This window comes from Paenirhodobacter hankyongi (assembly GCF_003664585.1).
Classification (GTDB): Bacteria; Pseudomonadota; Alphaproteobacteria; order Rhodobacterales; family Rhodobacteraceae; genus Rhodobacter; species Rhodobacter hankyongi.
Window position 1 is genome coordinate 192,772 of sequence record NZ_RCHI01000007.1, and the last position, 23,757, is coordinate 216,528.

Genomic DNA, 23,757 nt, shown 5'->3' on the forward strand with positions numbered 1-23,757 from the left:
GGCGCGTCAGGGGCTTGCCGGCGCGCCGCTTCTGCCGCAGGCTGGCGCGTCTGGAGGTGCCCGATGCCCGTGAAGAACCGTTTCGCCGAACTGCTGCCCGAGATCATCGCCTGGCGGCGCGATTTCCACGCCCACCCCGAGCTGATGTTCGACCTGCCGCGCACCGCGGGCCGGGTGGCGGGGCTGCTGCGCGGCTTCGGGGTCGACGAGGTGGTCGAGGGGATCGGCCGCTCGGGTGTCGTCGCAGTGATCCGCGGCCGCACCGACAGCCAGGGCCGGGCGATCGGGCTGCGCGCCGACATGGACGCGCTGCCGATCGAGGAGGAGACGGGGCTGCCCCATGCCTCGACCACGCCCGGCAAGATGCACGCCTGCGGCCATGACGGCCACATGGCGATGCTGCTCGGCGCGGCGAAATACCTGGCCGAGACCCGCGCCTTCGACGGCACCGCGGTGCTGGTCTTCCAGCCCGCCGAGGAGGGCGGCGGCGGCGGCGACGAGATGGTGCGCGACGGGCTGATGGAGCGTTTCGGCATCGACGAGATCTATGGCATGCACAACTGGCCGGGGGTGCCGCTCGGCACATTCGCGATCCGCGAGGGGGCGGTGATGGCGGCCTGCGACCAGTTCCGCATCACCGTGACCGGCCGCGGCGGCCATGCGGCGAAACCGCATCAGGCGGTCGATCCGGTGCTGGTGGCAAGTCAGATCGTCGTTGCGCTGCAGACGGTGGCTTCGCGGCTGACCGACCCGCTGTCGCCCGTGGTGCTGTCGATCTGCACGCTGCGGGCGGGGACGGGGGCCTATAACGTGATCCCGCAGACGGCCGAGCTGCGCGGCACGCTGCGCACCCTCGATCCCGATCTGCGCGTGACGGCCGAGGCGCAGCTGCGCCGCATCGCCACGCTGACCGCCGAGGCGGCGGGGGCGACGGCTGCGCTCGACTGGATGCCGGGCTATCCGGCGACCGTGAACGCGCCCGAGCCCACCCGCGCCGCCATCGCCGTTGCGCAATCGGTTGCGGGCACGGTCGACACCGACTTCCCGCCGCAGATGGCGGCCGAGGATTTCAGCTACATGCTGAACGCGCGGCCGGGCGCCTATATCTTCGTCGGCAATGGCGACAGCGCCATCCTCCATCACCCCGGTTACGAGTTCAACGACGAGGCGATCTGCTTCGGCGCAAGCTGGTATGCGGGGATGATCGAGACCCGCTTGCCGCTGGAGTGACGGCGCCGCGCCTTGCGCAAAAGAAACCCCCCGGCCGATCTGCCGCGACGGCGGGCGAAAGCGACCTTTCCCCTTCCAATCGCACCCAATCTCCCGGGGGTGAGCGCCAAAGGCGCGAGGGGGCAGCGCCCCCTCGACCGGCTCAGGCCTGCGCGGCGGTGACGATCACCTCGACGCGATAGCCGGGCGCGGCCAGCTTCGCCTCGCCGGTCGCACGCGCGGGCGTCGCGCCCTGCGGCACCCAGGCATCCCAGACCGCGTTCATCTCGGCGAAATCGGCCATGTCCGCGAGCCAGATCTGTGCGCTCAGGATCCGGGTCTTGTCCGAACCGGCCAGCGCCAGCAGCCGGTCGACCTCGGCCAGCGCGTCTTTCGTCTGCTCGGTGACGCTGGCGCCCGGGGTGCCGACCTGGCCTGCCAGCCAGACAAGCCCGTTGTAGACGACGGCGCCGCTCATCCGCGCGCCGCATTCGATGCGTTCGATCCCGGCCATCGGGCCCTCCTGTGGTTGTGCCCCAGCGTGATAGCGGCGGGCAGGGCCAAGGGGAAGGGTGCAAAGCGCGGCCCGCCGTGCCAGACTGCCCGCAAACGGAGGGCGCGATGCGATTGGGATGGATCGTGGCAGTGCTGCTGATGACCGGCGCGGCGCTGGCACAGGAGCCGGGCAACATGGGCGGCCTGCCGGCGCGCGCCGAGGCGCCGTTCCGGCTCGAACGGGTGGTGCCGCTCACGCTGCCCTGGGCGATTGCGCCACTCCCCGGCGGCGATCTGCTCGTCACCGGCAAGGGGGGGCGGCTGTGGCAGGTCTCGCACGGGCAGGCGGAGGAAATCCGCGGCCTGCCCGCGGTGCGCTACGAGGGCCAGATCGGCCTTCTCGACATCGCCGCCGCGCCCGATTTCGTCACCACCCGGCGGGTCTTCCTCAGCTATGTCGCGGAAGACAACGCGCTGACGCTCGCCCGCGCGCGGCTCGCGGGCAATCGGCTGACCGAGCTCACCCCGCTCTGGCGCCAGAGCCCGGGCGGCGAGGGGCAACCCGGCGGCATCATCGCCTTCGGGCCGGACGGGATGGTCTATCTGTCGGTGGGCGACCGGATGCAGCCCGACACCGCACAGCAGCCCGATAATCCGCGCGGCAAGATCCTGCGCCTGACGCCCGAGGGGCAGCCCGCGCCGGGCAATCCCTTCACCGGCAGCCCGACCCGCGCCGCGACCTGGAGCGAGGGGCATCGCAACCCCTACGGCCTCGCCTTCGCCCCCGATGGCACGCTGTGGGAACACGAGATGGGCCCGCGCGGCGGCGACGAGCTGAACCGGATCGAGCCCGGGCGGAACTATGGCTGGCCGCTCGTCTCGAACGGCGATCACTATTCCGGCTGGCCGATCCCCGACCACTACACCCGCCCCGATCTGGCCGCGCCGGTGCTGTGGTGGACACCGGTGATCGCGCCCGCCGGGCTTGCGGTCTATGCCGGGCACGACTTTCCCGACTGGACGGGGTCGCTGCTGATCGGCGCGCTGCGCGGCGAGGGGCTGGTCCGCGTCGCGCCCGATGGCACGTCCCAGCTCGACCGCTGGGATCTCGGCATGCGGGTGCGCGACGTGGCGGTCGACGGCGCGGGCCATGTCTGGATCATCAGCGATGCCGAGGAGGGCGCGCTTTACCGTCTGGTGCCACTTTCCGAGTGAAGGGCTGTGACCGGAGGGGGGGCTGGAGCGGGTAGCGGGAATCGAACCCGCGCGTTCAGCTTGGGAAGCTGACAGGCTACCATTACATCATACCCGCATGGTGCAGGCGCAGACCTAAGCCAAGTGCCGGGCGCCGTCAAGCGGCCTTGCGCGGGATTTTCGCGGCCCGGCCCGGGGCGGAAGGCAGGGGGCGCTGCCCCCTCTTTTCCTTCGGAAAATTCACCCCCGGGATATCTGGGGCAATTGGAAGACGAGAGCGGTCCTGTGCTTCCAATTGCTGCGAATATCCCGGGGGGTGAGGCCGCAGGCCGAGGGGGGCAGCGCCCGCCTTGCGACGGTTCGTGCTCACCCGGTGGGCCGCGCTCAGCGCCCGGGCTGGCGGCGCGCCATGAAGGCCAGCCGCTCGAACAGATGCACGTCCTGCTCGTTCTTCAGCAGCGCGCCATGCAGCTTCGGCAGCAGGGTCGCGCCCTCCTTCTTCAGGTCCCCGGGCGCCAGATCCTCGGCCAGCAGCAGTTTCAGCCAGTCGAGCACCTCGGAGGTCGAGGGTTTCTTCTTCAGCCCGGGCGTCTCGCGGATCTCGTAGAACTGCGTCAGCGCGGCGGTCAGCAGCGCCTCCTTGATGCCCGGGAAATGCACCCGCACGATCGCCTTCAGCACCTCGGCCTCGGGGAACTTGATGTAATGGAAGAAGCAGCGGCGCAGGAAGGCGTCGGGCAGTTCCTTCTCGTTGTTCGAGGTGATGATCACCACCGGGCGATGGCGCGCCCGCACCGTCTCGCCGGTCTCGTAGACGTGGAACTCCATCTTGTCGAGTTCCTGCAGCAGGTCGTTCGGGAATTCGATGTCGGCCTTGTCGATCTCGTCGATCAGCAGCACGACCTTGCCCTCGGCCTCGAAGGCCTGCCACAGCTTGCCCTTGCGGATGTAGTTGCGCACATCCGCCACCCGCGCCTCGCCCAGCTGGCTGTCGCGCAGCCGGCTGACGGCGTCGTATTCGTAAAGCCCCTGCTGCGCGCGCGTCGTCGACTTGATGTTCCACTCGAGCATCGGCAGACCCAGGCTTTGCGCCACCTGTTTCGCGAGTTCGGTCTTGCCGGTGCCGGGCTCGCCCTTCACCAGCAGCGGCCGTTCGAGCGCCACGGCGGCATTGACCGCGACGATCAGGTCTTCGGGGGCGACGTAGCTGTCGGTCGACTGGAAACGCACGGGCGAACTCCGCTGGCTGTGGCACGGGAGCGGAGCCTAGCGGTGCGCGGGGCGCGCCGCAACCGGTGGGGCGGAAGAGGCGCGGTGAAAACGGGGGCGTGACATCCCAACGGCGTTGCGGTATGAGCGCGCCATGAATTTTGGGCAGGGAATCTGCCGGACTTGCGGGACGGCAGAAGAGTGAGGGCAGAAATGAAGGCCGAAATCTTTCTACCGGATGACTATCGCCCCGCCGAGGACGAACCGTTCATGAATGAACGGCAGCTCGAATACTTCCGCCGCAAGCTGCAGGCCTGGAAGCACGAGCTCCTCGAACAATCCGCGGAAACGCTTGAAGGCCTGGCGGAATCGGCGCGCAACGTGCCCGACCTCGCCGACCGCGCGAGCGAAGAGACCGATCGCGCGCTCGAGCTGCGCACCCGCGACCGGCAGCGCAAGCTGGTGGCGAAGATCGACGCGGCGCTGCGGCGGATCGACAATGGCGAATACGGCTATTGCGAGATGACGGGCGAGCCGATCAGCCTGAAACGGCTCGATGCGCGCCCGATCGCGACGATGACGCTCGAGGCGCAGGAGCGCCACGAGCGGCGCGAGCGCGTGCATCGCGACGATTGATCGCGGCGGGTCCCGGCGGCGGGGTGCCCCGGATTTGATGTCGCGCAAGGACAGCTCGCACCGGCACCCCGATGGTGCCGGTGCAGTCGTTTCTGGAGGAACCATGCTGATCGGACGCAGGATCACCGTGCTGGGGGCCGGTGTGGCGGGGCTTACCGTGGCGCGCGCCCTGGCGCTGCGCGGCGCCGAGGTCACCGTTCTCGAACAGGCCGAGGCGATCCGCGAGGTGGGGGCGGGGCTGCAGATCTCGCCGAACGGGGCGCGGGTGCTGCGTGCGCTCGGCCTTGGCGAGGCCTTCGAGGCCGCGGGCCCGCGCGCCGAGGCGGTCGAGCTGATCGACGGCGAGACGGCCTCGCGCGTGGCACGGCTTGACCTCGCACGGCTGCGGCCGGGCGCCGAATACCGCTTTCTGCACCGCGCGCGGCTGATCGAGCTGCTGGCCGAGGGCGCGCGCGCGGCGGGCGTGCAGATCCGCCTGCTGCAGAAGATCGACACCGTCGATCTCGCCGCCGGTCGCGCGCCGCGGCTGACCACCGCGCAGGGCACCGAGATCGAGACCGACCTGCTGATCGGTGCCGACGGGTTGCATTCGAAGGTCCGCGCGGCGCTGAATGGCGCGGTCGCCCCCTTCTTCACCCATCAGGTCGCCTGGCGCGCGCTCATCCCCTGCGACGATGCCGCGCCGAAGGTGGCACAGGTCTTCATGGGCGCGGGCAGGCACCTGGTCAGCTATCCGCTCGGCCGCGGGTTGCGCAACATCGTCGCGGTCGAGGAGCGCCGCCGCTGGGTCGAGGAAAGCTGGAGCCTCACCGACGATCCGCTGACGCTGCGCGCGGCCTTCGAGGAGTTCTGTCCGCAGGTCCAGGACTGGCTGGCGCAGGTCGAGGCGCCGGGCCTGTGGGGCCTCTTCCGCCACCCGGTCGCCGGGCGCTGGTGGGGCGAGGGCGCGGTGCTGCTCGGCGATGCCGCGCATCCGACGCTGCCCTTCCTTGCGCAGGGCGCGGTGATGGCGATGGAGGATGCCTGGGTTCTGGCCGAGACGCTGGCGCAGCACACCGAGGACAGTGCCGCGCTCGCCGCCTATCAGGCCGCGCGGGCCCCGCGCTGTGCGCGCATCGTCGAGGCGGCAAACCGCAACGCACGCAATTACCACCTCTCGGGGCTGACCCGCACGGTGGGGCATCTCGGCATCCGCACCCTCTCGACGCTGGTGCCGGGCAAGCTGCTTGGCCGCTTCGACTGGGTCTATGGCCACGACGTCACCGGCGGTGCGGGCGTCTGAGCCTGCCCCCCGCTTGCCCTCGGCCCCTGCTTTCTCCTTGCCCGAAATACCTCGGGGGTGAATTTTGCCGTCAGGCAAAAGAGGGGGCGGCGCCCCCTCCCTGTTTCCGCCTCAGCGCAGCACCATCACCGAGCAGGGCGCGTGGCGCACGACCCGCGCCGCGGTCGAGCCGATCAGGTAATCGCCAAAGCCCGGACGGTGCGAGGCGATGATGATGCAGTCGGCCTGGATCTCCTCGGCAAGGTCGAGGATCTCGTTCGCCGCATTGCCCTGGCGGATCACGCCGGCGCCGGCCTCGAAATCATCGGCCAGCGCGTCGAGCTGCTCCTGCAGCGTCTTGCGCAGCTCGGCGCCGTAGCCCTCGGGCATGTAGGAGATGGCATAGCCCGGCACATCGGCCATGACATGCACGAGGGTGATCCGCGCGCCGTCCGAGGCGAGCGTGCGCGCCACGTTCAGCGCGGTGTCGGGGTTGTGGTCCTCGTCGAAGGCGAGGGGGACGATGATGTTGGAATACATCGAGAATTCTCCTTTGGTCCGGCGCGAGACTGGACTCTCCCTTGGCCGCGCGCCTTGATCTGGGTCATCTTGCCACGCGGCGGCTCAGCCGCCGGTGTGACTCATGTGACGACTCATCTGACCCGAAACATGGGTGCGTGAATAGTCGAAATCGTGCCCCTTCGGCTTGCGCGCGATGGCAGCGCGGATCGCCGCCACGAGCGGCGCGTCGTCGTCCGGGTGGGCGCGCAGCGGCGCGCGCAGATCGGCGCTGTCCTCCTGGCCCAGACACATGAACAGCTCGCCGGTGCAGGTCACCCGCACCCGGTTGCAGCTTTCGCAGAAGTTGTGGCTGAGCGGCGTGATGAAGCCGATGCGCTGGCCGGTCTCGCTCAGCCGCACATAGCGCGCCGGCCCGCCCGAGCGTTCCCCGGTCTCGGTGACGGTGAAACGCTCGGCCAGCCGCGCGCGCAGGTCGGTCAGCGGCCAGTATTGCTCGAGCCGCTGTTCCTCGCCCATCTCGCCCATTGGCATCACCTCGATGAAGGTCAGGTCGTGGCCCTCGGCGCCGCACCAGTCGACCAGGGCGAAAAGCTCGTCCTCGTTGAAGCCCTTCAGCGCCACGGTGTTGATCTTCACCCGCATCCCCGCCCGGGCCGCGGCGCGGATCCCCTCGAGCACCGGATCGAGCCGGCCCCAGCGGGTGATCTCGGCGAATTTCGTCGCATCGAGCGTGTCGAGCGAGACATTCACCCGCCGCATGCCAAGGGCCGCAAGGTCATCGGCAAAGCGCGCGAGCTGCGAGCCGTTCGTGGTCAGCGTCAGCTCGTCGAGGGCGCCGGTCTCCAGATGCCGCGCCACCGCGGTGAAGAAGCCCATGATGCCGCGCCGCACCAGCGGCTCGCCCCCGGTCACCCGCAGCTTGCGCACGCCAAGCCCGATGAAGCCCGTGCACAGCCGGTCGAGCTCCTCGAGCGTCAGCAGCTCCTTCTTCGGCAGGAACTGCATGTGCTCGGCCATGCAATAGGTACAGCGAAAGTCGCAGCGATCGGTGACCGACACCCGCAGATAGGTGATCGGTCGTGCGAAAGGGTCGATGAGGGGCAGGGGCGCGGTTTCCATGCGCGCCCAGATAGGGCGCGATGCCCGGCCCGGCAAGCGCGCGCGCACATCCGCGTGCGCGATGTCGCGCCCCTGTTGCAGTGTCTCCCGCCACCCCCTAGTCTGCGCCGGATTTCTGTGCGGAGGCAGGCATGAAGCGGACGGGTGTGGCGATCACGGTTCTGGCGATCGCGCTGGCGGGATGTGGCGGCGGCAAGGCGGCGCAAAAGCCGGTCGACGCCGCCGAGACCGCGACCGGCACGCTGCCCGATCCGGGCTCGGTCGACGTGATGCCGCTGTCGCAGGCCTCGCCCTCGCCGCAGGCCGGACCGATGCCGGGCTCGGTGCCGCAATCGGGCGTGCCCGAATCGGCGACCACCACCTCGGCCGCGCATATCGCGGCGAATGGCGTCGTCGCGATCCCGGGCGAGATGCGGCTTGGCACCACGGTGGCCAGCCTCGGCGATCCGACGGCGACGGGCTTCTGGATCCGCACGCCGCTGGTCGAGGCCCCGGGCAAGGGCCGGCTCGAGGATCCGAAGACTGGCGCCTCGGTTCAGGTCGACCTGCTGCCGCTGGTGGGCGACCGCAACGCCGGCTCGCAGATCTCGCTTGCCGCGCTGCGGCTTCTGGGCTTTGCGCCCTCCGATCTCGCGCAGATCGTGGTCTGGCGCAGCTGAGCGGGCTGGAGGCCGTGGCGCGCCACCGATCCAGTGCCGACCTTCTGCGCGAGGCGGACATCCCGCCGCTGTGGCTGGCGCTTTTCGCGCTGGCAAGCTGGGCGATCGGCCGGCTCGTGCCGCTGCCCTTGCCCTTCGGACGGGCGCTTGGCGGTGGTCTGATCGGCGCGGCGGTTGTGCTGATGGGGCTCGCGGCAGCGCAGATGGCGGTTCACCGCACGACGGTGATTCCGCGGCGCCGGCCCGCGGCGCTGGTCACCGGCGGTGTCTTCGCCCTGTCGCGCAACCCGATCTATCTGGCCGATGCGATCCTGCTTGCCGGGCTCGACCTGTGGTGGGGCGCAAGCCTTGCACTGGTGCTGGTGCCGGTCTTCATGGCCTTCATCACCCGCCGCTACATCCGTGCCGAAGAGGCCTGGATCGGCGCGGCCTTCGGGGCCGACTATGCGGCCTATTGCGCCCGCACCCGGCGCTGGCTGTGACTGCGCCGCAACGTCGCAGCGACAATTCTCCGGGCCCCGATGCTGCAGCCGCAGCGTGAGGGGCTTGCGTTCGGGCAAAGCAAGGTGTTGATCGCGAACGAAGAAACCTGCACGGGACTCCGTGCAAGTGTATTCACTTATGTTGCCTGCGACTTTTTTCCAAGGATTCCATGGCACCTGCGACTTGTGAAACTTTATTGCGCGGTGCTAAGGAGATTTTGCCACGTTTGTGTCCCCCGGCTGAAATTGGTCCGGGGGCAATCATGGGAGAGAAACACGTGAAGATCGGCGCTCCGAGAGAGACGTTCGAGGGGGAATCGCGCGTCGCGATGACCCCTGATTCCGCGCTGCAGCTGCAAAAACTGGGGCATACCTGTTTCATCGAGGCCGGGGCGGGCGACGCCGCCGGCTTCTCGGACGAGGCCTATCGCAAGGCCGGGGTCACCGTGATCCCGACCGTGGCGGAGCTCTTCGCCGAGGTCGATTTCATCGTCAAGGTGCGCCCGCTGGTCACCGACGAGGAACACGGCTGGCTGCGCAAGGGGCAGACCGTCATCTCGTTCTTCTACCCCGGCCAGCACCCCGATCGCCTTGAACTGGCGAAGGAAACCGGCGCGAACTTCATCGCGATGGACATGGTGCCGCGGATCTCGCGCGCGCAGAAGATGGACGCGCTCAGCTCGATGGCGAACATCGCGGGCTATCGCGCCGTGATGGAGGCCGCGAACAACTTCGGCCGCTTCTTCACCGGGCAGGTGACGGCGGCGGGCAAGGTGCCGCCGGCCAAGGTGCTGATCGTCGGCGCCGGCGTCGCGGGTCTGGCCGCGATCGGCACGACGACCGCGCTTGGCGCGATCACCTATGCCTTCGACGTCCGTCCCGAAGTGGCCGAGCAGATCGAATCGATGGGCGCCGAATTCGTCTATCTCGACTTCGAGGAGAAGACGCAGGACGGCGCTGCGGCGGGCGGCTATGCCGCGCCCTCGAGCCCCGAGTTCCGCGAAGCGCAGCTGAAGAAGTTCCGCGAGCTTGCGCCCGACATGGACATCGTCATCACCACAGCGCTGATCCCGGGCCGCGACGCGCCGAAGCTGTGGCTCGCCGACATGGTCGCCGCGATGAAGCGCGGCTCGGTCGTCGTCGACCTTGCGGCGGAACGTGGCGGCAACTGTGACCTGACCGTGCCGGGCGAGAAGATCGTCTCGGAGAACGGCGTCACGATCATCGGCTACAACGACTTCCCCTCGCGGATGGCAACGCAGGCCTCGCAGCTTTATGCGACCAACATCCGCCACATGATCACCGATCTCACGCCCGGCAAGGATGGCGTCATCGTCCACAACATGGAAGACGACGTGATCCGCGGCGCCACCGTGGCCTTCGAGGGCGCGGTGACCTTCCCGCCGCCGCCGCCCAAGATCAAGGCGATCGCCGCGCACAAGCCGAAGGAGAAGGCCAAGGAGCCGACCCCCGAGGAGCGCAAGGCGGCCGAGAAGGAGGCCTTCCGCAAGGCGACGCGGCAGCAGGTGATGCTGCTGGCCATCGGCACGGCGCTGCTGCTGCTCGTGGGCTCGGTCGCGCCGGCCTCGTTCATGTCGCATTTCGTCGTCTTCGCGCTGAGCTGCTTCGTCGGCTTCCAGGTGATCTGGAACGTGTCGCATTCGCTGCACACGCCGCTGATGGCGGTGACGAACGCGATCTCGGGCATCGTCATCCTCGGTGCGCTGCTGCAGGTCGGTTCGGGTAGCTGGCTGGTCGTCGTCCTCGCTGCGCTTTCGGTGCTGATCGCCACGGTCAACATCGTCGGCGGCTTCCTCGTCACCCGGCGGATGCTCGCCATGTTCCAGAAATCGTGATCGGGGGGAGGGACTGAGATGTTTTCCATCGGTATCGTTCAGGCTGCCTATATCGCTGCAGCCGTTCTGTTCATCCTCTCGCTCGGTGGCCTCTCGGGGCAGGAGAGCGCGAAACGCGCCGTGTGGTACGGCATCACCGGCATGGCGCTCGCCGTCATCGCCACGGTCTTCGGCCCGGGCATGGGCCATGGCTGGGTGATTGCGCTGATGCTCGCAGGTGGCGCGGTGCTCGGCTGGTATGTGGCGAAGACGGTCGAGATGACCGAGATGCCGCAGCTCGTCGCGGCGCTGCACAGCTTCGTGGGTCTTGCCGCCGTCTTCATCGGCTATAACGCCTATCTCGAGATGGCGCGGGTCGGCGCCATGGACGCGGCCGCGCGCGAGGCGCTCACCGGCTTTGCCGCGCTTGTCGCGCACAAGTCGGCGGTCGAGCTGAACATCCTGCGCGTCGAGCTGTTCCTCGGCGTCTTCATCGGCGCCGTCACCTTCACCGGCTCGGTCGTCGCCTTCGGCAAGCTTGCCGGCAAGGTCGACGGCAAGGCGAAGAAGCTGCCGGGCGGCCACATGCTGAACGCGGGCGCCGCGCTGCTGTCGCTCGCCATGCTCATCGCCTTCATGAACGGCGCGGGGGCCTGGGCGCTGATCGTGATGACGCTGCTGGCCTTCTTCATCGGCTATCACCTGATCATGGGCATCGGCGGCGCCGACATGCCGGTCGTGGTGTCGATGCTGAACAGCTATTCGGGCTGGGCCGCGGCGGCGATCGGCTTCTCGCTCGGCAACGATCTGCTGATCGTGACCGGCGCGCTGGTCGGTTCCTCGGGCGCGATCCTGTCCTACATCATGTGCAAGGCGATGAACCGCTCGTTCATCTCGGTGATCCTCGGCGGCTTCGGCGGCGCGACGGGCCCGGCGATGGAAGTGACCGGCGAGCAGGTGGCGATCGATGCGCAGGGCGTGGCCGATGCGCTGAGCGACGCCGACAGCGTGGTCATCGTTCCGGGCTATGGCATGGCCGTGGCGCAGGCGCAGGTGGCGGTGTCGGAGCTGACCTCGATCCTGCGTGGCAAGGGCAAGAACGTCCGTTTCGCGATCCACCCGGTCGCGGGCCGTCTGCCGGGGCACATGAACGTGCTTCTGGCCGAGGCGAAGGTGCCCTACGACATCGTCATGGAGATGGACGAGATCAACGACGACTTCCCGGAAACCGACGTGGCGATCGTGATCGGCTCGAACGACATCGTGAACCCGGCGGCGCAGGAAGACCCGAACTCGCCGATCGCCGGCATGCCGGTGCTGGAAGTGTGGAAGGCGAAGCAGGTCTTCGTGTCGAAGCGCGGCCAGGGCACGGGCTATTCCGGCATCGAGAACCCGCTGTTCTACAAGGAGAACACGCGGATGTTCTACGGCGACGCGAAGAAGTCGATCGAAGAGCTGCTGCATCTGCTGCGCTGAACGGCACCCGCACCGTGATGAAAGGCCCCGCTTCGGCGGGGCCTTTTGCTATTGGCCCCTTGCGCGGGCTTCAAGCCGGTCGCCGATCACCTGTTGCACTGCGCCGAGCGTAGTGTCGAGCTGGGCGCGCATCGCGACCATCGCGGCATCGAGCGCGGCCCGGTCGAAGGGCTGCGCCGTGCTTGCCGCGACGACCGCGGCGCGGTCTTCTGCCAGCCGGTGCAGGGCCGGGCGCAGGGTCTCGGCATTCTCGCGCAGCGCCGCACGCAGGTCGCGCCGCACCGCGCGCGGGAAAAGCGCCTGCTCCGCCGCGGGGCCGAGCAGCTCGCTCTGCAGCGCGCGAAAGCGCAGCACCGCGCCGGCCGCCAGCGCATTGCCCAGAAGCGAGACCGCCAGCACCGCGATCAGCGCGATCCGCCCCTTGTCGCGTTTGAGTGTCATCAGAACCCTCCCGTCACGCCGAGAACATCGCCGAAGAGGCCGAGCGTGACCCAGCCCTCGCCGCCCATCACCGGCAGCAGCAGATAGCCAAGCGCCATCGCCGCCGCCATCATCCCGCCGAAGAGACCAAGCGCCGGGCCGGGCAGGGCCAGCACCTCGGCAAGCCCCGCGGCGCCCGCGGGCGCGGGCGTCGCCAGCCGGGTCAGCACCCGGCGCGAGAGCGCCGCCGCATCGGCGGGCTCTTCGGCCATCAGCGCCGACAGGTCGCGATCAAGGTCGTCGTCATCCATCTGCGTCATCCTTTCTCCTCCTCCCCGGATCCGGGGCCAAGCTGCGCGCGCAACCCCGCGCGGCCCCGCACCAGAAGCTGTTCCGCCGCCCCCGGGCTGACCCCGAGCGCGGCCGCGATCTCGGCCGTGGCGAGCCCGCCGGTCGCGCGCAGCAAAAGCGCCGCGCGTTGCCGTTCGGGCAGGCGGGCGAGCGCCGCGCGGGTCTGCGCGAGCCGTTGCCGGCCGTCGAGCACCGCCTCGGCATCGGGCGCCTCGTCCGCCGTCTCGGGCGCGGCCTCGAAGCCGAGGAAGCGCCGCCAGCCAAGCCGCCGGCGTCGGTCGATGCACAGGTTCAGCGCGATGCGCCAGATCCAGCTGCTGACCGCGCCCTTTGCCGGGTCATAGCGACCCGCCTGCGCCCAGACCCGCAGGAAGACCTCCTGCGCGATATCCTCGGCCTCGCTGCGCGAGCCGAGCTGGGCCGCGATGAAGCGCTGCACCCCGGGCCCGTAAAGGGCGATCAGCCGCGCAAGCGCCGCCCGCTCGCCGCGCGCGAGCGCCGCCATCAGTGCCTGTGCTTCCTCGCCTCGTTCCATTGCCGCCTGTGCGCCGCCTGCGCCCCGCCTGCCGCAGCCTAGCCGCGGGGCGGGGCGGGCGCATCCCCTCAGCGCGTCACGATGATGCGGCGCGCACGATAGGTGGTGCTGCCCTGCGGCCCGGTGCCGGTGACCGTGGTGCTCGAGCTGCCGGCGGTGGTGGTGCGCACCCGCTCGCGCGTCGCGGTCTGCCCGTTCGCGCCGGTCGCGGTGCCGCTGACGGTGCAGCGCGCCGTGCCCGAGGACCGGCTGCAGTCGCGGTCGCGCTGGATCGTGCCGCCATTCGCGCCGGTCACGGTGACGCTGTGCGCCTGCGCGACCGGGGCGGTGGCGGGCAGCACGAGGGCAAGGGCGAGAAGGGGGGTGGCAAGACGTTTCATGATCTGTCCTTTCGACGGAGATGAGGGGCGGTATTAGCGCGGCAGCTGGCCGAGGAAGCGCGCGACGCGCTCGAATTCGGCCGGGCTCAGCACGCCGTCGCCATTGCGGTCGGCCATGTCGAAGCCGCGGGTCTGGGCGGTGTATTCGGCGAGCGTCAGCTTGCCGTCGCGGTTCGCATCCTGCGCCCAGATCCGGTCCTCGCCGCGGCGGCTGCTGCCTTGCGGCAGCTTTGCCCGGGCGGCGTCGAGCTCGGCGCGGGTGATCGTGCCCGAGCCGTCGGCGTCGATGCGTGCGAACATCGCCTTGCGCAGATCGAGGAACTCGGCGCGGCTGATCGCGCCGTTGCCGTCGCGGTCGAGCGCGGCAAAGCCCGGGCTCATGGTGCCAGCGGCGCAGGCAAGCGCCGGGCCGAGTGTCGCGGCAAGCGCGATCGCGGGCAGGGTGCGCAGGGGCAGGGCTGGTTTCATCGCGGGTCTCCCTTTCGATGTCATGCAAGGGGATACGCGGCGCGGCGCCATCCCCTACGCCTGCCGCATGATTTTTCCGCGCCGCGGCATGCGGGGGCGCAACCTGCATACCGTTGTATGCCGATAAACATCTGGTATCGCGGCATTTTTTCTTTGCGTGTGGGGCGATTCGCGGTAAGGGGGAAAGCCTCGGCCCTGACCGCACCGGAGGCAGCATGACCCCGATCGACGACCATCCGCTGCGCTATGCGCTGGTGAACGAGCTGCATGCGCGCCCCTTTCCGCGCATCGCAGCGCCGGCCCATGTGGTCTATGCCGCGGTGAAGGAACCGCGCGATGCCGCGAACCGCGACCGCAGGCGCGATCACGCGCATCTGTGCGCGCTGCTCGAGCGCAACGGCGCGCCGCTGCCGCCCGCCGATGTCACCCACCACACCGGCGAGATCGGCCGCTATACCCTGAAATGGGAAAGCCACACCGAGTTCGTGACCTATCTCGCCCATGCGCCGGGTGTCGCTGCGCGGCCCTTCGACCCGAACGACACCGAGGTCTTCCCGGCCGACTGGCTGTCGCAGGCGCCGGGCAAGCGCATCGCCGCGGTGATGATCCGCATCGAGTTCCTGCCCGAGGACCCGGACGCGATCATGCCCGCGCTCGACGACTGGTTCGTGCACGAAAGCATGGTCTGTGCCTGGGTGCTCGACGGGGCCGCGGCGGTGGCGACCGACTTCCGCATCGACGCGAACGGGCAGATGCGCTTTGCCGTCTTCGTGCGGCCGGGCACCGGCCCGGGGCGGATCGGCCGCGTCGTGCAGCGGATCTGCGAGCTTGAGACCTATCGCGCGATGTCGATGCTGGGCCTTGGCCGGGCGCGCAGCCTGACGCAGCGGCTCAACGCGCTCGACCCCGAGCTCGAGGCGCTGGTCGAGGGGATGAGCGACGACAGCCACCCCGCCGAGGAGCAGCTTGACCGGCTGCTGGCGATCTCGGCCGAGCTCGAGGGGCTTGCCGTCGCCCATTCCTTTCGCTTCGGCGCGACGGGGGCCTATGAGGCGATCGTCAAGGAACGGGTGATGGTGCTGCGCGAGAGCCGCTTCGAGGGCCGGCAGAAATTCTCGGAATTCATGCTGCGCCGCTATGATCCGGCGATGCGCACGGTGAAATCGGCCGAGGCGCGGCTGAACGCGATGATCGAGCGGGCCGAGCGCGCGGGCGAATTGCTGCGCACCCGGGTCGAGGTCGAGCGCCAGGGGCAGAACCAGAAGCTTCTGGAAAGCATGGACCGGCGCGCCGACGTGCAGCTGCAGTTGCAACACACGGTCGAGGGGCTGTCGGTGGTGGCGATCAGCTATTACGCGGTCAGCCTTGCGGGCTATCTGAGCTATCCGCTGGCCAAGCATTACGGCGTGTCGAAGGAGATGGCCGTGGCCGGTCTGACGCCGCTTGTCATCATCGGCGTCTGGCTGATGGTGCGCCGCATCCGCAAGGGCTTTGGCGGGCACTAGGCCCGCCGCAAGGCCGCTCAGTCGGCGATCAGCGGCTGTGCCGTGGCGCCCGCCGCGGTCAGCGCATCGGCGGGGGCGAGGATCACCATCATGCCGCGCTTGCCGCCGTTGATCACCACCGTCGGGAACTCCATCACCGCCGCCTCGATCGCCACCGGCACCCGCTTGCGCTGACCGAAGGGGCTGATGCCGCCGGTGTGAAAGCCGGTCAGGCGCTCGGCCTTCGCCGCGTCCATCATCTGCGCCGCCTTGCCGCCGAAGGCCGTGGCCACGCGCTTCATCGACAGCGTCCGGTCCGAGGGGATCACCGCGCAGGCGGGCTTGCCGTCGACCTCGACCATCAGCGTCTTGAGCACCCGCGCCGGGTCCGCGCCGATCGCCTCGGCCGCCTGCAATGCGATGCGCTCGTGGCCGTGGTCGTGCGGATAGTCGTATTCGCGGATGTCGAAATCGACGCCCGCGCGCTTCAGCGCCTGTGTCGAGGGGGTTTGCGTGCTCATTGTCCGTGGTCCATCTCGCGGTCGATCCAGGCAAGGATCAGGCGCAGGATCCGGTCCTGTTCGGCCGAGGTCAAGGCCGTGCCGGCCGGAATGCCGTGCCATTTCGCCAGACAGCCGCGGCAGCAGGTGGCGGTGGCGTGCTGGGCGACGAAGACCGGGTGGCCGCGCATCGGGGTCTGCTTGCCGTCGTTTTTCGGCGCTTCCGGGGCCAGCCGCGTCGCGATGAAATCGGCGCCATGCGAGGCGATCACCGCGCGGCCCTTCGTCTCGGCATAGGCACGCTCGCGCGGGCCGAGGTGAAAGCGCGCGCGGAATTTCGAGTGCGCGAGGCGGGCCAGCATCTCGGCTTCGGCGCTCATGCCCCGGCGCGCAGCGCGTCGATGTAGATCCGCACCGCCTCCTGCACATGGCGGAAGCGGTCGCCGCCCAGATGCTTGCCGCCGAACCAGCGGGTGACGACGACGATCTCGTCCGTCACCCCCTCGCGCTCCAGCATCCGCAAGATCACCATGCCGGCGCCCGCTTCGCCATCGTCGTTCTTCACCGGCCCCTCGGCGCCGATCAGGCCCCAGCTGTTATGCGTGGCCTTGGCGAATTTCTTGTTGCGCTTCAGTGCGGTGAGGAAGGCGCGCGCCTCCGCCTCGGTGCGGCAGGGGCCACCCGAGACGGCATAGCGCGAGCCGCGGTCGGTGAGGATGTTCTCGAGGATGCGCATGGCCCCCGCTTAGGCCGCTTCGGCGGCGGGGGCAATGCCGCGCGGCCGGATCGCCAGGGCGCGCAGCGCGTTCAGGATCACCGCGACGTCGATCGCCTCCTGCGCGATGGCGCCCTCGACCGGCGAGATCAGCCCGAAGGCCGCGGCGATCATGCCAAGCACGCTCAGCCCAAGCCCCACCGCGACGCTTTGCCAGGCGATTGCGATCGAGCGCTGTGCGACCTCGATGCCGGGCAGCAGCCGGTCGAGCCGGTCGACCAGCAGCACCACCTGCGCCGCCTCGGCCGAGGCGGCGGCGCCGCGCGCGCCCATGGCCACGCCGACATCGGCGGCGGCGAGGGCCGGGGCGTCGTTCACCCCGTCGCCGACCATCATCACCGGCCCGCGGGCGCGCTCGCGCAGCACGATCTCGACCTTCTGCACGGGCACAAGTGCCGCCTCGACCAGATCAAGACCCAGCGGCGCCGCGACCCGCTCGGCGATCTCGGGCCGGTCGCCGGTCGCCAGGATGATGCGGCGGATGCCGAGGCGGCGCGCGGCGGCGAGGAAGCCGGGCGTGTCCTCGCGCAGCCGGTCGGCGAGGGTCAGATGGGCGACGATCCGGCCATCGACGCCGAGCGTCACCCGCAGCGCGCCAGGCTCGGCGGGCGGCAGGTCGGGGGCGGGCTGGCCAAGCGCCGCGGCGACGAAGCCCGGCCCGCCGATCGCGACCGCATGCCCCTCGATCCGGCCGGTCAGGCCCTCGCCGGGCGCCTCGCACACCGCCTCGGGCACCGGCAGGGCCAGGCCGCGGCCCTGCGCCTCGGCCACCAGCGCCTGCGCGACCGGATGGCCCGAGGCCTGTTCAAGCGCCGCGGCAAGGCGCAGCGCTTCGGTCTCGTCGATGCTCTCGGTCAGGATCGCGGTCAGCTTCGGCATGCCGTCGGTGAGGGTGCCGGTCTTGTCGAGGATCAGCACCCGCACCCGCGACAGCGCCTCGAGCGCCTGTGCGCCCTTGATCAGCACGCCAAAGCGCGCGGCGCGGCTGAGCCCCGCGACCAGCGCCACCGGAACGGCGAGGATCAGCGGGCAGGGGGTGGCGATCACCAGCACCGCGACGGCGCGGATCGGATCGCCGGTCAGCCCCCAGGCGGCCCCCGCAATCAGCAGGGTGACGGCGAGAAAGCCGAGCGAGGCGCGATCGGCCATCCGCGCCATCGGCGCGCGCGCGCGGGCCGCCGCCTCGACCAGCCGCACGATGCCGGCATAGGTGCTTTCGGCGGCGCGATGCGTGGCGATCATGTCGAAGGTCTCGCCCGCATTCGCCGCCCCGCTCATCACCGAGGCGCCGGGGCCGATCCGCACCGGCAGCGACTCGCCGGTCAGCGCCGAGGTGTCGAGCAGTGCCGTCGCCGAGGCCAGCGTGCCGTCGACCGGCGTCACCTCGCCGCGCCGCACGAGGATGCGGTCGCCGGGGGCGAGCGCGTCAAGCGCGACCTCCTCGAGCCCGTCGCCGCTGTGGCGATGCGCGACACGCGGCACACGGGCGAGCAGCGCCGACATGTCGGCCCGCGCCCGCCCCTCGGCATAGGCCTCGAGGAAGGTGCCGCCCGCATACATCACCGCCACCACCTGCGCGGCAAGGGTCTCGCCGAAGGCGAGCGCCGCGCTCATCGACAGCGCCGCGACGATGTCGAGCCCGACCTCGCCGCGCGCCAGCGCCCGCACGATCTCGATCAGCAGGGCGGCAAGGACGGGCAGGGTGCCGAGCGTCCAGACGATCTGCGCGGCGGGGGAAAACCCTGCGAATCGCAGCCCGAGCCCCAGAGCGAGCCCGACGATCGCAAGGACGAGAAGCGCGGTGCCGGTTCTGCTCATGGCTGCCTCCGGGGTTGCCGGGGGCCACACTATCCCGCGCTGCGGCGCCGTCAACGGGGCGCACCGTCGCTCCCCGGGGGTGGTTGCCGCAAGGGAAGGCGGGCGTGTCACATTCCTGTTGGGCGGCGGGTCTAGGGCAGGCGCATCCCTCATCCGACTGGAGAATCCCATGTCCCTGCGCAGCCATCTTCTGACAGCCACCGCGCTCATCGCCCTGCCTGTTCTTGCCCATGCGGGCGATCTGTCCTTCGCCCCGGTGCCCTTCGCGGCCGACGATGCGGCCAAGCGCGCCGTGGTGGCGACCGACAAGGTGACGATCGACGGCAAGGACTTCCCGATCGCCTATCACCTGCTGGCGCGCACCGGCGACAAGATCGGCGACGGCACCTTCGCGCTGCTCACCGACGCGAAGGGCAACCCGGTGAAATCCGCCGACGGCTCCGAGCACATCTCGGTCGATGCCGACTTCACCTCGCTGATCCGCAAGGGTGACAAGCTTTATTCGATCACCCATTTCGAATCGCGCCCGGGCTCGATGTACATCTCGGAACTCGCGCGCGACGCCGACGGCAACCTGACGCCGGTCTCGACGAAGCCCGTGAACTTCTCGGCCTTCGGTGGGCTCTGGGTGCCCTGCGCGGGCTCCGTGACGCCGTGGGAAACCCACCTCGGCTCCGAGGAATACCCGGCCGATGCGCGCGAGATCGAGGCTGCGACCGCGCTTGACCAGATCGACGATTACGATTTCCCGATGGTGCGCTATCAGGGCCTCGACCCGGCGAAGATGACGCTCGACGAGTTCCGCGCCGCCTACAACCCCTATCGCTACGGCTTCCCGACCGAGATCACCGTTTCGGACGCGGGCGATGCGATGGCGGCCAAGCACTTCTCGATGGGCCGCGTCGCGGTCGAGCTGGCCAACGTGATGCCCGACCAGAAGACCGCCTATATCTCGGACGACGGCACCAACGTGGGCCTGTTCCGTTTCGTCGCCGACAAGGCGGGCGATCTGTCGGCCGGCACGCTCTATGCCGCGAAATGGGTGCAGACCTCGGACGAGGGCGTGGGCGCCGCGACCCTCGAATGGATTGACCTCGGTCATGCCGATGACGCGACCGTGCAGGCCGCGATCGAGAAGGGCGTGAAATTCTCCGATCTCTTCGAGACCGCCGATCTGAACGAAGACGGCAGCTGCGCCGAGGGCTTTGCCGCGTCGAACGCCGAGGGCCGCGCCGAATGCCTCAAGGTGAAGCCGGGCATGGAGATGCTGGCCTCGCGTCTGGAAACCCGCCGCTATGCCTCGATGATGGGCGCGACGACCGAGTTCCGGAAGATGGAAGGCTCGACCTACGACGCCGACAAGCACGCGCTCTATCTCGCGATGTCGGAAGTGTCGAAGGGCATGGAAGACGGCGGCAAGCAGGACAAGGGCGGCCGCAATGACATCCGGGTGGCGAAGAACGCCTGCGGCGCGGTCTATCAGCTGAGCCTTGACGACAGCTTCACCGCGACCTCGATGAAGGGTCTCGTTGCCGGCATCCCGATGACGAAGGAACAGGAAGAGAAGGCGGCCGATCCGAGCTGCGATCCGGCGCATAACATGTGCGGCGACGCGGCCAAGGTGAACACCTGTGACATCAACGGCATCGCGAACCCGGACAACATCACCTACATGCCGGGCTACAACACGCTGATCATCGGCGAGGACACCGGCGAGGGCCACCAGAACGACGCGATCTGGGCGCTGAACACCGACTCGGGCAAGCTGACCCGGATCCTGTCGACCCCCTACGGCTCGGAAACCACCTCGGCCTACTGGTATCCGAACGTCGATGGCCACGGCTATCTGATGGCGGTCGTGCAGCACCCCTATGGCGAGAGCGACGAGGACAAGCTGGCCGATCCGGCCGATGCGCGCGCCTATGTCGGCTACATCGGGCCGTTCCCGGCGCTGGACAAGTGATCTGAGACCAGACCACGGGCGGGGCGCGGGACTTCCCCCCGCGCCCCGTCTGCTTTCGAGACTTCCTGCCTTTGCGAAAGGACCGACCGATGCGGCGCCTGACCTTGCTTGTCCTTCTTGCCACCGCCGCGCCGGCCCATGCGCTTGATCTGACGGCGACGGTGCTTGCGAACAAGACCGCCTACATCCCGCCACAGTGCTACACCAGGACCGAGGATGCGCAGGGCGCCGTGCACAACCCCTGCCAGACCTGCCACACCCTGCCGCGGTCGCCGAATTTCGTCTCGGATCCGGATCTGCAGCAGGACTACGCGATACCGGGGCCGGCGCTCGAAAACCCCTGGACGAACCTCTTCGTCGATCGCCGCGCCGCGGTGGCCGCGACCGATGCCGAGGAGATCCGGGACTGGGTGCGCGCCGACAATTACCTGGGCGCCGATGGCCGGCCGGTGCTGGCCGCCAGGCTCGACCGGCTGCCGCCCGAGTGGGATGCGAACGGCGACGGGGCCTGGGCTGGCTATCGCCCCGATGCCTCTTTCGCGTTTGACGACGCGGGCTTCGATCATGGCCCGGATGGCCGCATGACGGGCTGGCGTGCCTTTGCCTATGTGCCGCTGCCGGGCACATTCTGGCCCACCAACGGCTCGGCCGACGATGTGCTGATCCGCCTGCCCGAAGCCTATCGCCAGACCTCCGACGGGAGCGAGAACCTTGCCGTCTACAAGGCCAATCTCGCGATCACCGAGGCACTGATCAACCGCGCCGATGTGGTGATCGAGCCCATGGACGAGGGGAGGCTCGGCGTCGATCTCGACCGCGACGGTTCGCTTGGCACCGCGACCCGCGTGGTCTTCGCCTTTGCGCCGCTCGAGGGGGTGACGATGCATTGGGCGGGGCGCGCGGGCACCCTTGGCCCGAAGGTGGCGCCGCTTGCCGCCGGGCTCTATCCGCTCGGCACCGAGTTCCTGCATTCCGTGCGCTACCTCGACCCGCGCCCCGAGGGCGTGACGATGGCGCCGCGGATGAAGGAGCTGCGCTACATGAAGAAGACCTCCTGGCAGAGCTATGCCGAGCTCGAGGAGGGGGCGCTCGCCGAGAAGAAGGAAGACGCCGACTTCCCCGACCGGCCGAAGCAGTTCTTCGGCTCGGCCGAGGCGGGCATCCCGAACGGCATGGGCTGGCGGCTGCAGGGCTTCATCGAGGATGCGGCGGGCGATCTGCGGCCGCAAAGCTTCGAGGAGACGGTGTTCTGCATGGGCTGTCATGGCTCGATCGGCACCACCGACGATTCCACCTTCGCCTTCCCGCGCAAGATTTCGGGCCCCGGCGCCTTCCGCGACGGCTGGTATCACTGGACGCAGAAGGGGCTGGCCGGCACGCCGGATCTCGTGCGCGCGGACGGGCAGGGCGATTACGCCCATTACCTGCGCACCAACCATGCGGGCGACGAGTTCCGCTCGAACACCGAGGTGATTTCGGCCTGGCTTGCGCAGGGCGATCTGACGCCCGAGAAGGCCGTGGCGCTGCAGGCGGACATTGCGCCGCTCATCACCCCCTCGCCCGAACGGGCGATTGCGCTTGATGCCGCCTATCGGATGATCGTGCGCGAGCAGAGCTTCGTGAAGGGCCGCGACGCGACGATCGCCCCGCAGGATGAAACGGTCTGGCGCCGGGTCGAGCAGGATGCGCCGACCGGCATCGCGGAACCGGCCGATCCGTGGTTCTACCGGCTCAAGCGCTGAGCCCGTCACGCGGCGCTTGCACGACGCGCCCGGTGCCTGTATCAGGTCCGGGCGCGGATTGTGCACCGGCGCGGGCGTTGTGTAATGGTAAGACCTTAGCCTTCCAAGCTAATGACGCGGGTTCGATTCCCGCCGCCCGCTCCAGAAAAATTCCTCCCGGATCAAAATTTGCCCCGGATCGTCGCCGCCCCTTTGACGGGCGGCGTTTTGCTGCCTAGCTTGACCCTCTGGCAGGAGGGATGCGGCATGGCCGGTGGCTGGGCGCGTGACGGCGCGGTGAATGAACAGATCGACGCCTCGATCGAGGACGAGCTCAAGCGCCTGCAGGCGCGGCGCGGCCCGATGGGCGAGAGCGCGGAAGTCTGTGTCGAATGCGATGAACCGATCCCCGAGGCGCGGCGCGTCGCGATCCCCGGCGTCAAGCTCTGCATCGACTGCCAGAAGGCGCGCGACGCCCGGCCGCAGCTGCGCGGCGGCATCAACCGGCGCGGCTCGAAGGACAGCCAGCTGAAATGAAAAGGGGGCCGGCAGGCCGGCCCCAGTCGCGACGAAGGAAGGGATCTCTGACGGGGACTACTTCGTCAGGATCAGCTTGCCTGCCTTGGTGATGCGCAGCGTATAGACCTGACCGTCCAGCAGGATGCTGGCGAGCGAGCCGCCCTCGGTCAGCACGCGCGCGTCATGCAGCGGCAGCGCGGGGAGGTAATCCTGCGCGGTAAAGCTTTGCGACATCGTCATTCCTCAGCCCCTCTCGATGCGGTCGAGCATCATCTCGATCCCCTGGGCGGGGGCGACGCCGGTGCAGATCGCCTCGACGAGGTCGCGCAGGCTGAAGGGCGGGTCAGAGCGGCGGGCGCCCCGCGCGTCGGGGCCGGGATGGAGGGAGCGTTTCATGTCCGGGTGTCCTGTTCGCTTCGGTTTCTGGTGGGGATAACCTGAGTGAAAAGATCGGATTTGTAAAGACTGATTCTTTTACTCGGATTACTCCGCCGCGCCGGACGCTCCCCCGGAAGAAAGCGGGGCCGCCCCGGCGGCTGATACCGGGACGGCCCCTGGTCGGCCCCCAAACTGGACGAAGGGGGCCGGTCTCGGGATATGTTGCCTCAGGGTTTCGGATCGTGCTCCCCGGCGATCTTCCGATCGTTGAGCATTTCGAGCCACATTGCGTTAGCGACGGCGATGAGGGCAGCGAGGGGGAGGCCGAGGATCCAGGCGAAGTACCAC

Annotated in this window: 28 protein-coding genes and 2 tRNA genes; 13 read left to right on the forward strand and 17 right to left on the reverse strand. The window is 69.2% G+C overall.

Annotated features, from left to right (window positions below; translation table 11 throughout):
• Positions 1-63 precede the first annotated feature (63 nt).
• Complete coding sequence (locus DYS74_RS09825) at positions 64-1,230, forward strand: M20 aminoacylase family protein (protein WP_121533307.1); 1,167 nt, start codon at positions 64-66, stop codon at positions 1,228-1,230.
• Between the two features lie 142 nt (positions 1,231-1,372).
• On the opposite strand, the gene DYS74_RS09830 is transcribed toward DYS74_RS09825, so the two are convergent.
• Positions 1,373-1,723 carry a RidA family protein gene (locus DYS74_RS09830; RefSeq protein ID WP_121533309.1) on the reverse strand — a complete coding sequence of 117 codons (351 nt, stop codon included), beginning with the start codon at positions 1,721-1,723 and terminating at the stop codon, positions 1,373-1,375.
• A gap of 107 nt (positions 1,724-1,830) precedes the next feature.
• Here DYS74_RS09830 and DYS74_RS09835 point away from each other — a divergent pair, with 107 nt between their 5' ends.
• Positions 1,831-2,919, forward strand: a complete 1,089-nt coding sequence (locus DYS74_RS09835; RefSeq protein ID WP_121533311.1) for a PQQ-dependent sugar dehydrogenase — start codon at positions 1,831-1,833, stop codon at positions 2,917-2,919.
• 23 nt (positions 2,920-2,942) lie between these two features.
• Here the strand turns inward: DYS74_RS09835 and DYS74_RS09840 are convergent.
• A tRNA-Gly gene (locus DYS74_RS09840) sits at positions 2,943-3,016 on the reverse strand.
• A gap of 266 nt (positions 3,017-3,282) precedes the next feature.
• Positions 3,283-4,128: an AAA family ATPase gene (locus DYS74_RS09845; RefSeq protein WP_121533313.1), complete on the reverse strand. Its 846-nt coding sequence runs from the start codon at positions 4,126-4,128 to the stop codon at positions 3,283-3,285.
• 192 nt (positions 4,129-4,320) lie between these two features.
• Here DYS74_RS09845 and dksA point away from each other — a divergent pair, with 192 nt between their 5' ends.
• Both dksA and DYS74_RS09855 read left to right on the forward strand, forming a co-directional pair.
• The gene (gene dksA, locus DYS74_RS09850) at positions 4,321-4,743 is read left to right on the forward strand and encodes an RNA polymerase-binding protein DksA (protein ID WP_121533315.1); all 423 of its coding nucleotides are present in this window, start codon (positions 4,321-4,323) and stop codon (positions 4,741-4,743) included.
• A gap of 103 nt (positions 4,744-4,846) precedes the next feature.
• The gene (locus tag DYS74_RS09855; protein ID WP_121533317.1) at positions 4,847-6,025 is read left to right on the forward strand and encodes an FAD-dependent monooxygenase; all 1,179 of its coding nucleotides are present in this window, start codon (positions 4,847-4,849) and stop codon (positions 6,023-6,025) included.
• 111 nt (positions 6,026-6,136) lie between these two features.
• On the opposite strand, the gene DYS74_RS09860 is transcribed toward DYS74_RS09855, so the two are convergent.
• Positions 6,137-6,544: a universal stress protein gene (locus DYS74_RS09860; protein ID WP_121533319.1), complete on the reverse strand. Its 408-nt coding sequence runs from the start codon at positions 6,542-6,544 to the stop codon at positions 6,137-6,139.
• An 84-nt stretch (positions 6,545-6,628) separates the two neighbouring features.
• Positions 6,629-7,645, reverse strand: coding sequence for a GTP 3',8-cyclase MoaA (moaA, locus tag DYS74_RS09865; protein WP_121533321.1), 1,017 nt, complete (start codon positions 7,643-7,645; stop codon positions 6,629-6,631).
• A 131-nt stretch (positions 7,646-7,776) separates the two neighbouring features.
• Here moaA and DYS74_RS09870 point away from each other — a divergent pair, with 131 nt between their 5' ends.
• The 4 genes from DYS74_RS09870 (at position 7,777) to DYS74_RS09885 (ending at position 12,097) form a co-directional block, all read left to right on the forward strand.
• Entirely contained in the window at positions 7,777-8,304 is a 528-nt protein-coding gene (locus DYS74_RS09870) for a hypothetical protein (protein ID WP_121533323.1), read from the forward strand.
• Between the two features lie 14 nt (positions 8,305-8,318).
• Complete coding sequence (locus DYS74_RS09875; protein ID WP_245965250.1) at positions 8,319-8,786, forward strand: methyltransferase family protein; 468 nt, start codon at positions 8,319-8,321, stop codon at positions 8,784-8,786.
• Between the two features lie 278 nt (positions 8,787-9,064).
• Positions 9,065-10,642 (forward strand): Re/Si-specific NAD(P)(+) transhydrogenase subunit alpha, encoded by a 1,578-nt coding sequence (locus DYS74_RS09880; RefSeq protein WP_121533325.1) that lies wholly within the window; start codon positions 9,065-9,067, stop codon positions 10,640-10,642.
• 18 nt (positions 10,643-10,660) lie between these two features.
• Positions 10,661-12,097 (forward strand): NAD(P)(+) transhydrogenase (Re/Si-specific) subunit beta, encoded by a 1,437-nt coding sequence (locus DYS74_RS09885; RefSeq protein WP_121533327.1) that lies wholly within the window; start codon positions 10,661-10,663, stop codon positions 12,095-12,097.
• A gap of 48 nt (positions 12,098-12,145) precedes the next feature.
• Here the strand turns inward: DYS74_RS09885 and DYS74_RS09890 are convergent, their stop codons facing one another.
• The 5 genes from DYS74_RS09890 to DYS74_RS09910 form a co-directional block, all read right to left on the reverse strand.
• Positions 12,146-12,538 (reverse strand): hypothetical protein, encoded by a 393-nt coding sequence (locus DYS74_RS09890; RefSeq protein WP_121533329.1) that lies wholly within the window; start codon positions 12,536-12,538, stop codon positions 12,146-12,148.
• On the reverse strand, positions 12,538-12,837 hold the full coding sequence (locus tag DYS74_RS09895; protein ID WP_147435487.1) for a hypothetical protein: 300 nt from the start codon (positions 12,835-12,837) through the stop codon (positions 12,538-12,540). The genes DYS74_RS09890 and DYS74_RS09895 overlap by 1 nt, the downstream gene beginning before the upstream one ends.
• Positions 12,834-13,403: an RNA polymerase sigma factor gene (locus tag DYS74_RS09900; protein ID WP_121533333.1), complete on the reverse strand. Its 570-nt coding sequence runs from the start codon at positions 13,401-13,403 to the stop codon at positions 12,834-12,836. The genes DYS74_RS09895 and DYS74_RS09900 overlap by 4 nt, the downstream gene beginning before the upstream one ends.
• A gap of 68 nt (positions 13,404-13,471) precedes the next feature.
• Positions 13,472-13,783: a hypothetical protein gene (locus DYS74_RS09905; protein ID WP_121533335.1), complete on the reverse strand. Its 312-nt coding sequence runs from the start codon at positions 13,781-13,783 to the stop codon at positions 13,472-13,474.
• 33 nt (positions 13,784-13,816) lie between these two features.
• Entirely contained in the window at positions 13,817-14,251 is a 435-nt protein-coding gene (locus DYS74_RS09910; protein WP_183077500.1) for an EF-hand domain-containing protein, read from the reverse strand.
• Between the two features lie 215 nt (positions 14,252-14,466).
• Between DYS74_RS09910 and DYS74_RS09915 the strand changes: the two genes are divergently transcribed.
• On the forward strand, positions 14,467-15,756 hold the full coding sequence (locus DYS74_RS09915; RefSeq protein WP_121533339.1) for a DUF3422 family protein: 1,290 nt from the start codon (positions 14,467-14,469) through the stop codon (positions 15,754-15,756).
• A 17-nt stretch (positions 15,757-15,773) separates the two neighbouring features.
• Here the strand turns inward: DYS74_RS09915 and ybaK are convergent, their stop codons facing one another.
• From ybaK to DYS74_RS09935, 4 genes are read right to left on the reverse strand one after another with little or no spacing between them, the layout of a single operon-like run.
• Positions 15,774-16,256, reverse strand: coding sequence for a Cys-tRNA(Pro) deacylase (ybaK, locus tag DYS74_RS09920; protein WP_121533341.1), 483 nt, complete (start codon positions 16,254-16,256; stop codon positions 15,774-15,776).
• On the reverse strand, positions 16,253-16,615 hold the full coding sequence (locus DYS74_RS09925; RefSeq protein ID WP_121533343.1) for a DUF4186 domain-containing protein: 363 nt from the start codon (positions 16,613-16,615) through the stop codon (positions 16,253-16,255). Before DYS74_RS09925 ends, ybaK begins: the two co-directional genes overlap by 4 nt.
• A complete protein-coding gene (locus tag DYS74_RS09930; protein WP_121533345.1) occupies positions 16,612-16,971 on the reverse strand; it encodes a YigZ family protein in 360 nt (119 codons plus the stop codon). The genes DYS74_RS09925 and DYS74_RS09930 overlap by 4 nt, the downstream gene beginning before the upstream one ends.
• Positions 16,972-16,980: 9 nt before the next feature.
• Positions 16,981-18,828, reverse strand: coding sequence for a heavy metal translocating P-type ATPase (locus DYS74_RS09935; protein WP_121533347.1), 1,848 nt, complete (start codon positions 18,826-18,828; stop codon positions 16,981-16,983).
• 169 nt (positions 18,829-18,997) lie between these two features.
• Between DYS74_RS09935 and DYS74_RS09940 the strand changes: the two genes are divergently transcribed.
• The 4 genes from DYS74_RS09940 (at position 18,998) to DYS74_RS09955 (ending at position 23,049) form a co-directional block, all read left to right on the forward strand.
• Entirely contained in the window at positions 18,998-20,791 is a 1,794-nt protein-coding gene (locus DYS74_RS09940) for a PhoX family protein (protein WP_183077501.1), read from the forward strand.
• An 89-nt stretch (positions 20,792-20,880) separates the two neighbouring features.
• Positions 20,881-22,533 carry a hypothetical protein gene (locus tag DYS74_RS09945; protein ID WP_121533349.1) on the forward strand — a complete coding sequence of 551 codons (1,653 nt, stop codon included), beginning with the start codon at positions 20,881-20,883 and terminating at the stop codon, positions 22,531-22,533.
• Between the two features lie 70 nt (positions 22,534-22,603).
• A tRNA-Gly gene (locus DYS74_RS09950) sits at positions 22,604-22,677 on the forward strand.
• Positions 22,678-22,779: 102 nt separating this feature from the next.
• On the forward strand, positions 22,780-23,049 hold the full coding sequence (locus tag DYS74_RS09955; protein WP_121533351.1) for a DksA/TraR family C4-type zinc finger protein: 270 nt from the start codon (positions 22,780-22,782) through the stop codon (positions 23,047-23,049).
• Between the two features lie 57 nt (positions 23,050-23,106).
• Here DYS74_RS09955 and hemP read toward each other — a convergent pair whose 3' ends face one another.
• From hemP to cydX, 3 genes are all read right to left on the reverse strand, one after another.
• Complete coding sequence (hemP, locus tag DYS74_RS09960; RefSeq protein ID WP_164880124.1) at positions 23,107-23,265, reverse strand: hemin uptake protein HemP; 159 nt, start codon at positions 23,263-23,265, stop codon at positions 23,107-23,109.
• A gap of 9 nt (positions 23,266-23,274) precedes the next feature.
• Positions 23,275-23,427, reverse strand: coding sequence for a hypothetical protein (locus DYS74_RS18660; RefSeq protein ID WP_164880121.1), 153 nt, complete (start codon positions 23,425-23,427; stop codon positions 23,275-23,277).
• A 209-nt stretch (positions 23,428-23,636) separates the two neighbouring features.
• Positions 23,637-23,757 (reverse strand): cytochrome bd-I oxidase subunit CydX (gene cydX / locus DYS74_RS09965; protein WP_121533355.1); only part of this gene is annotated, 121 nt, incomplete at its 5' end.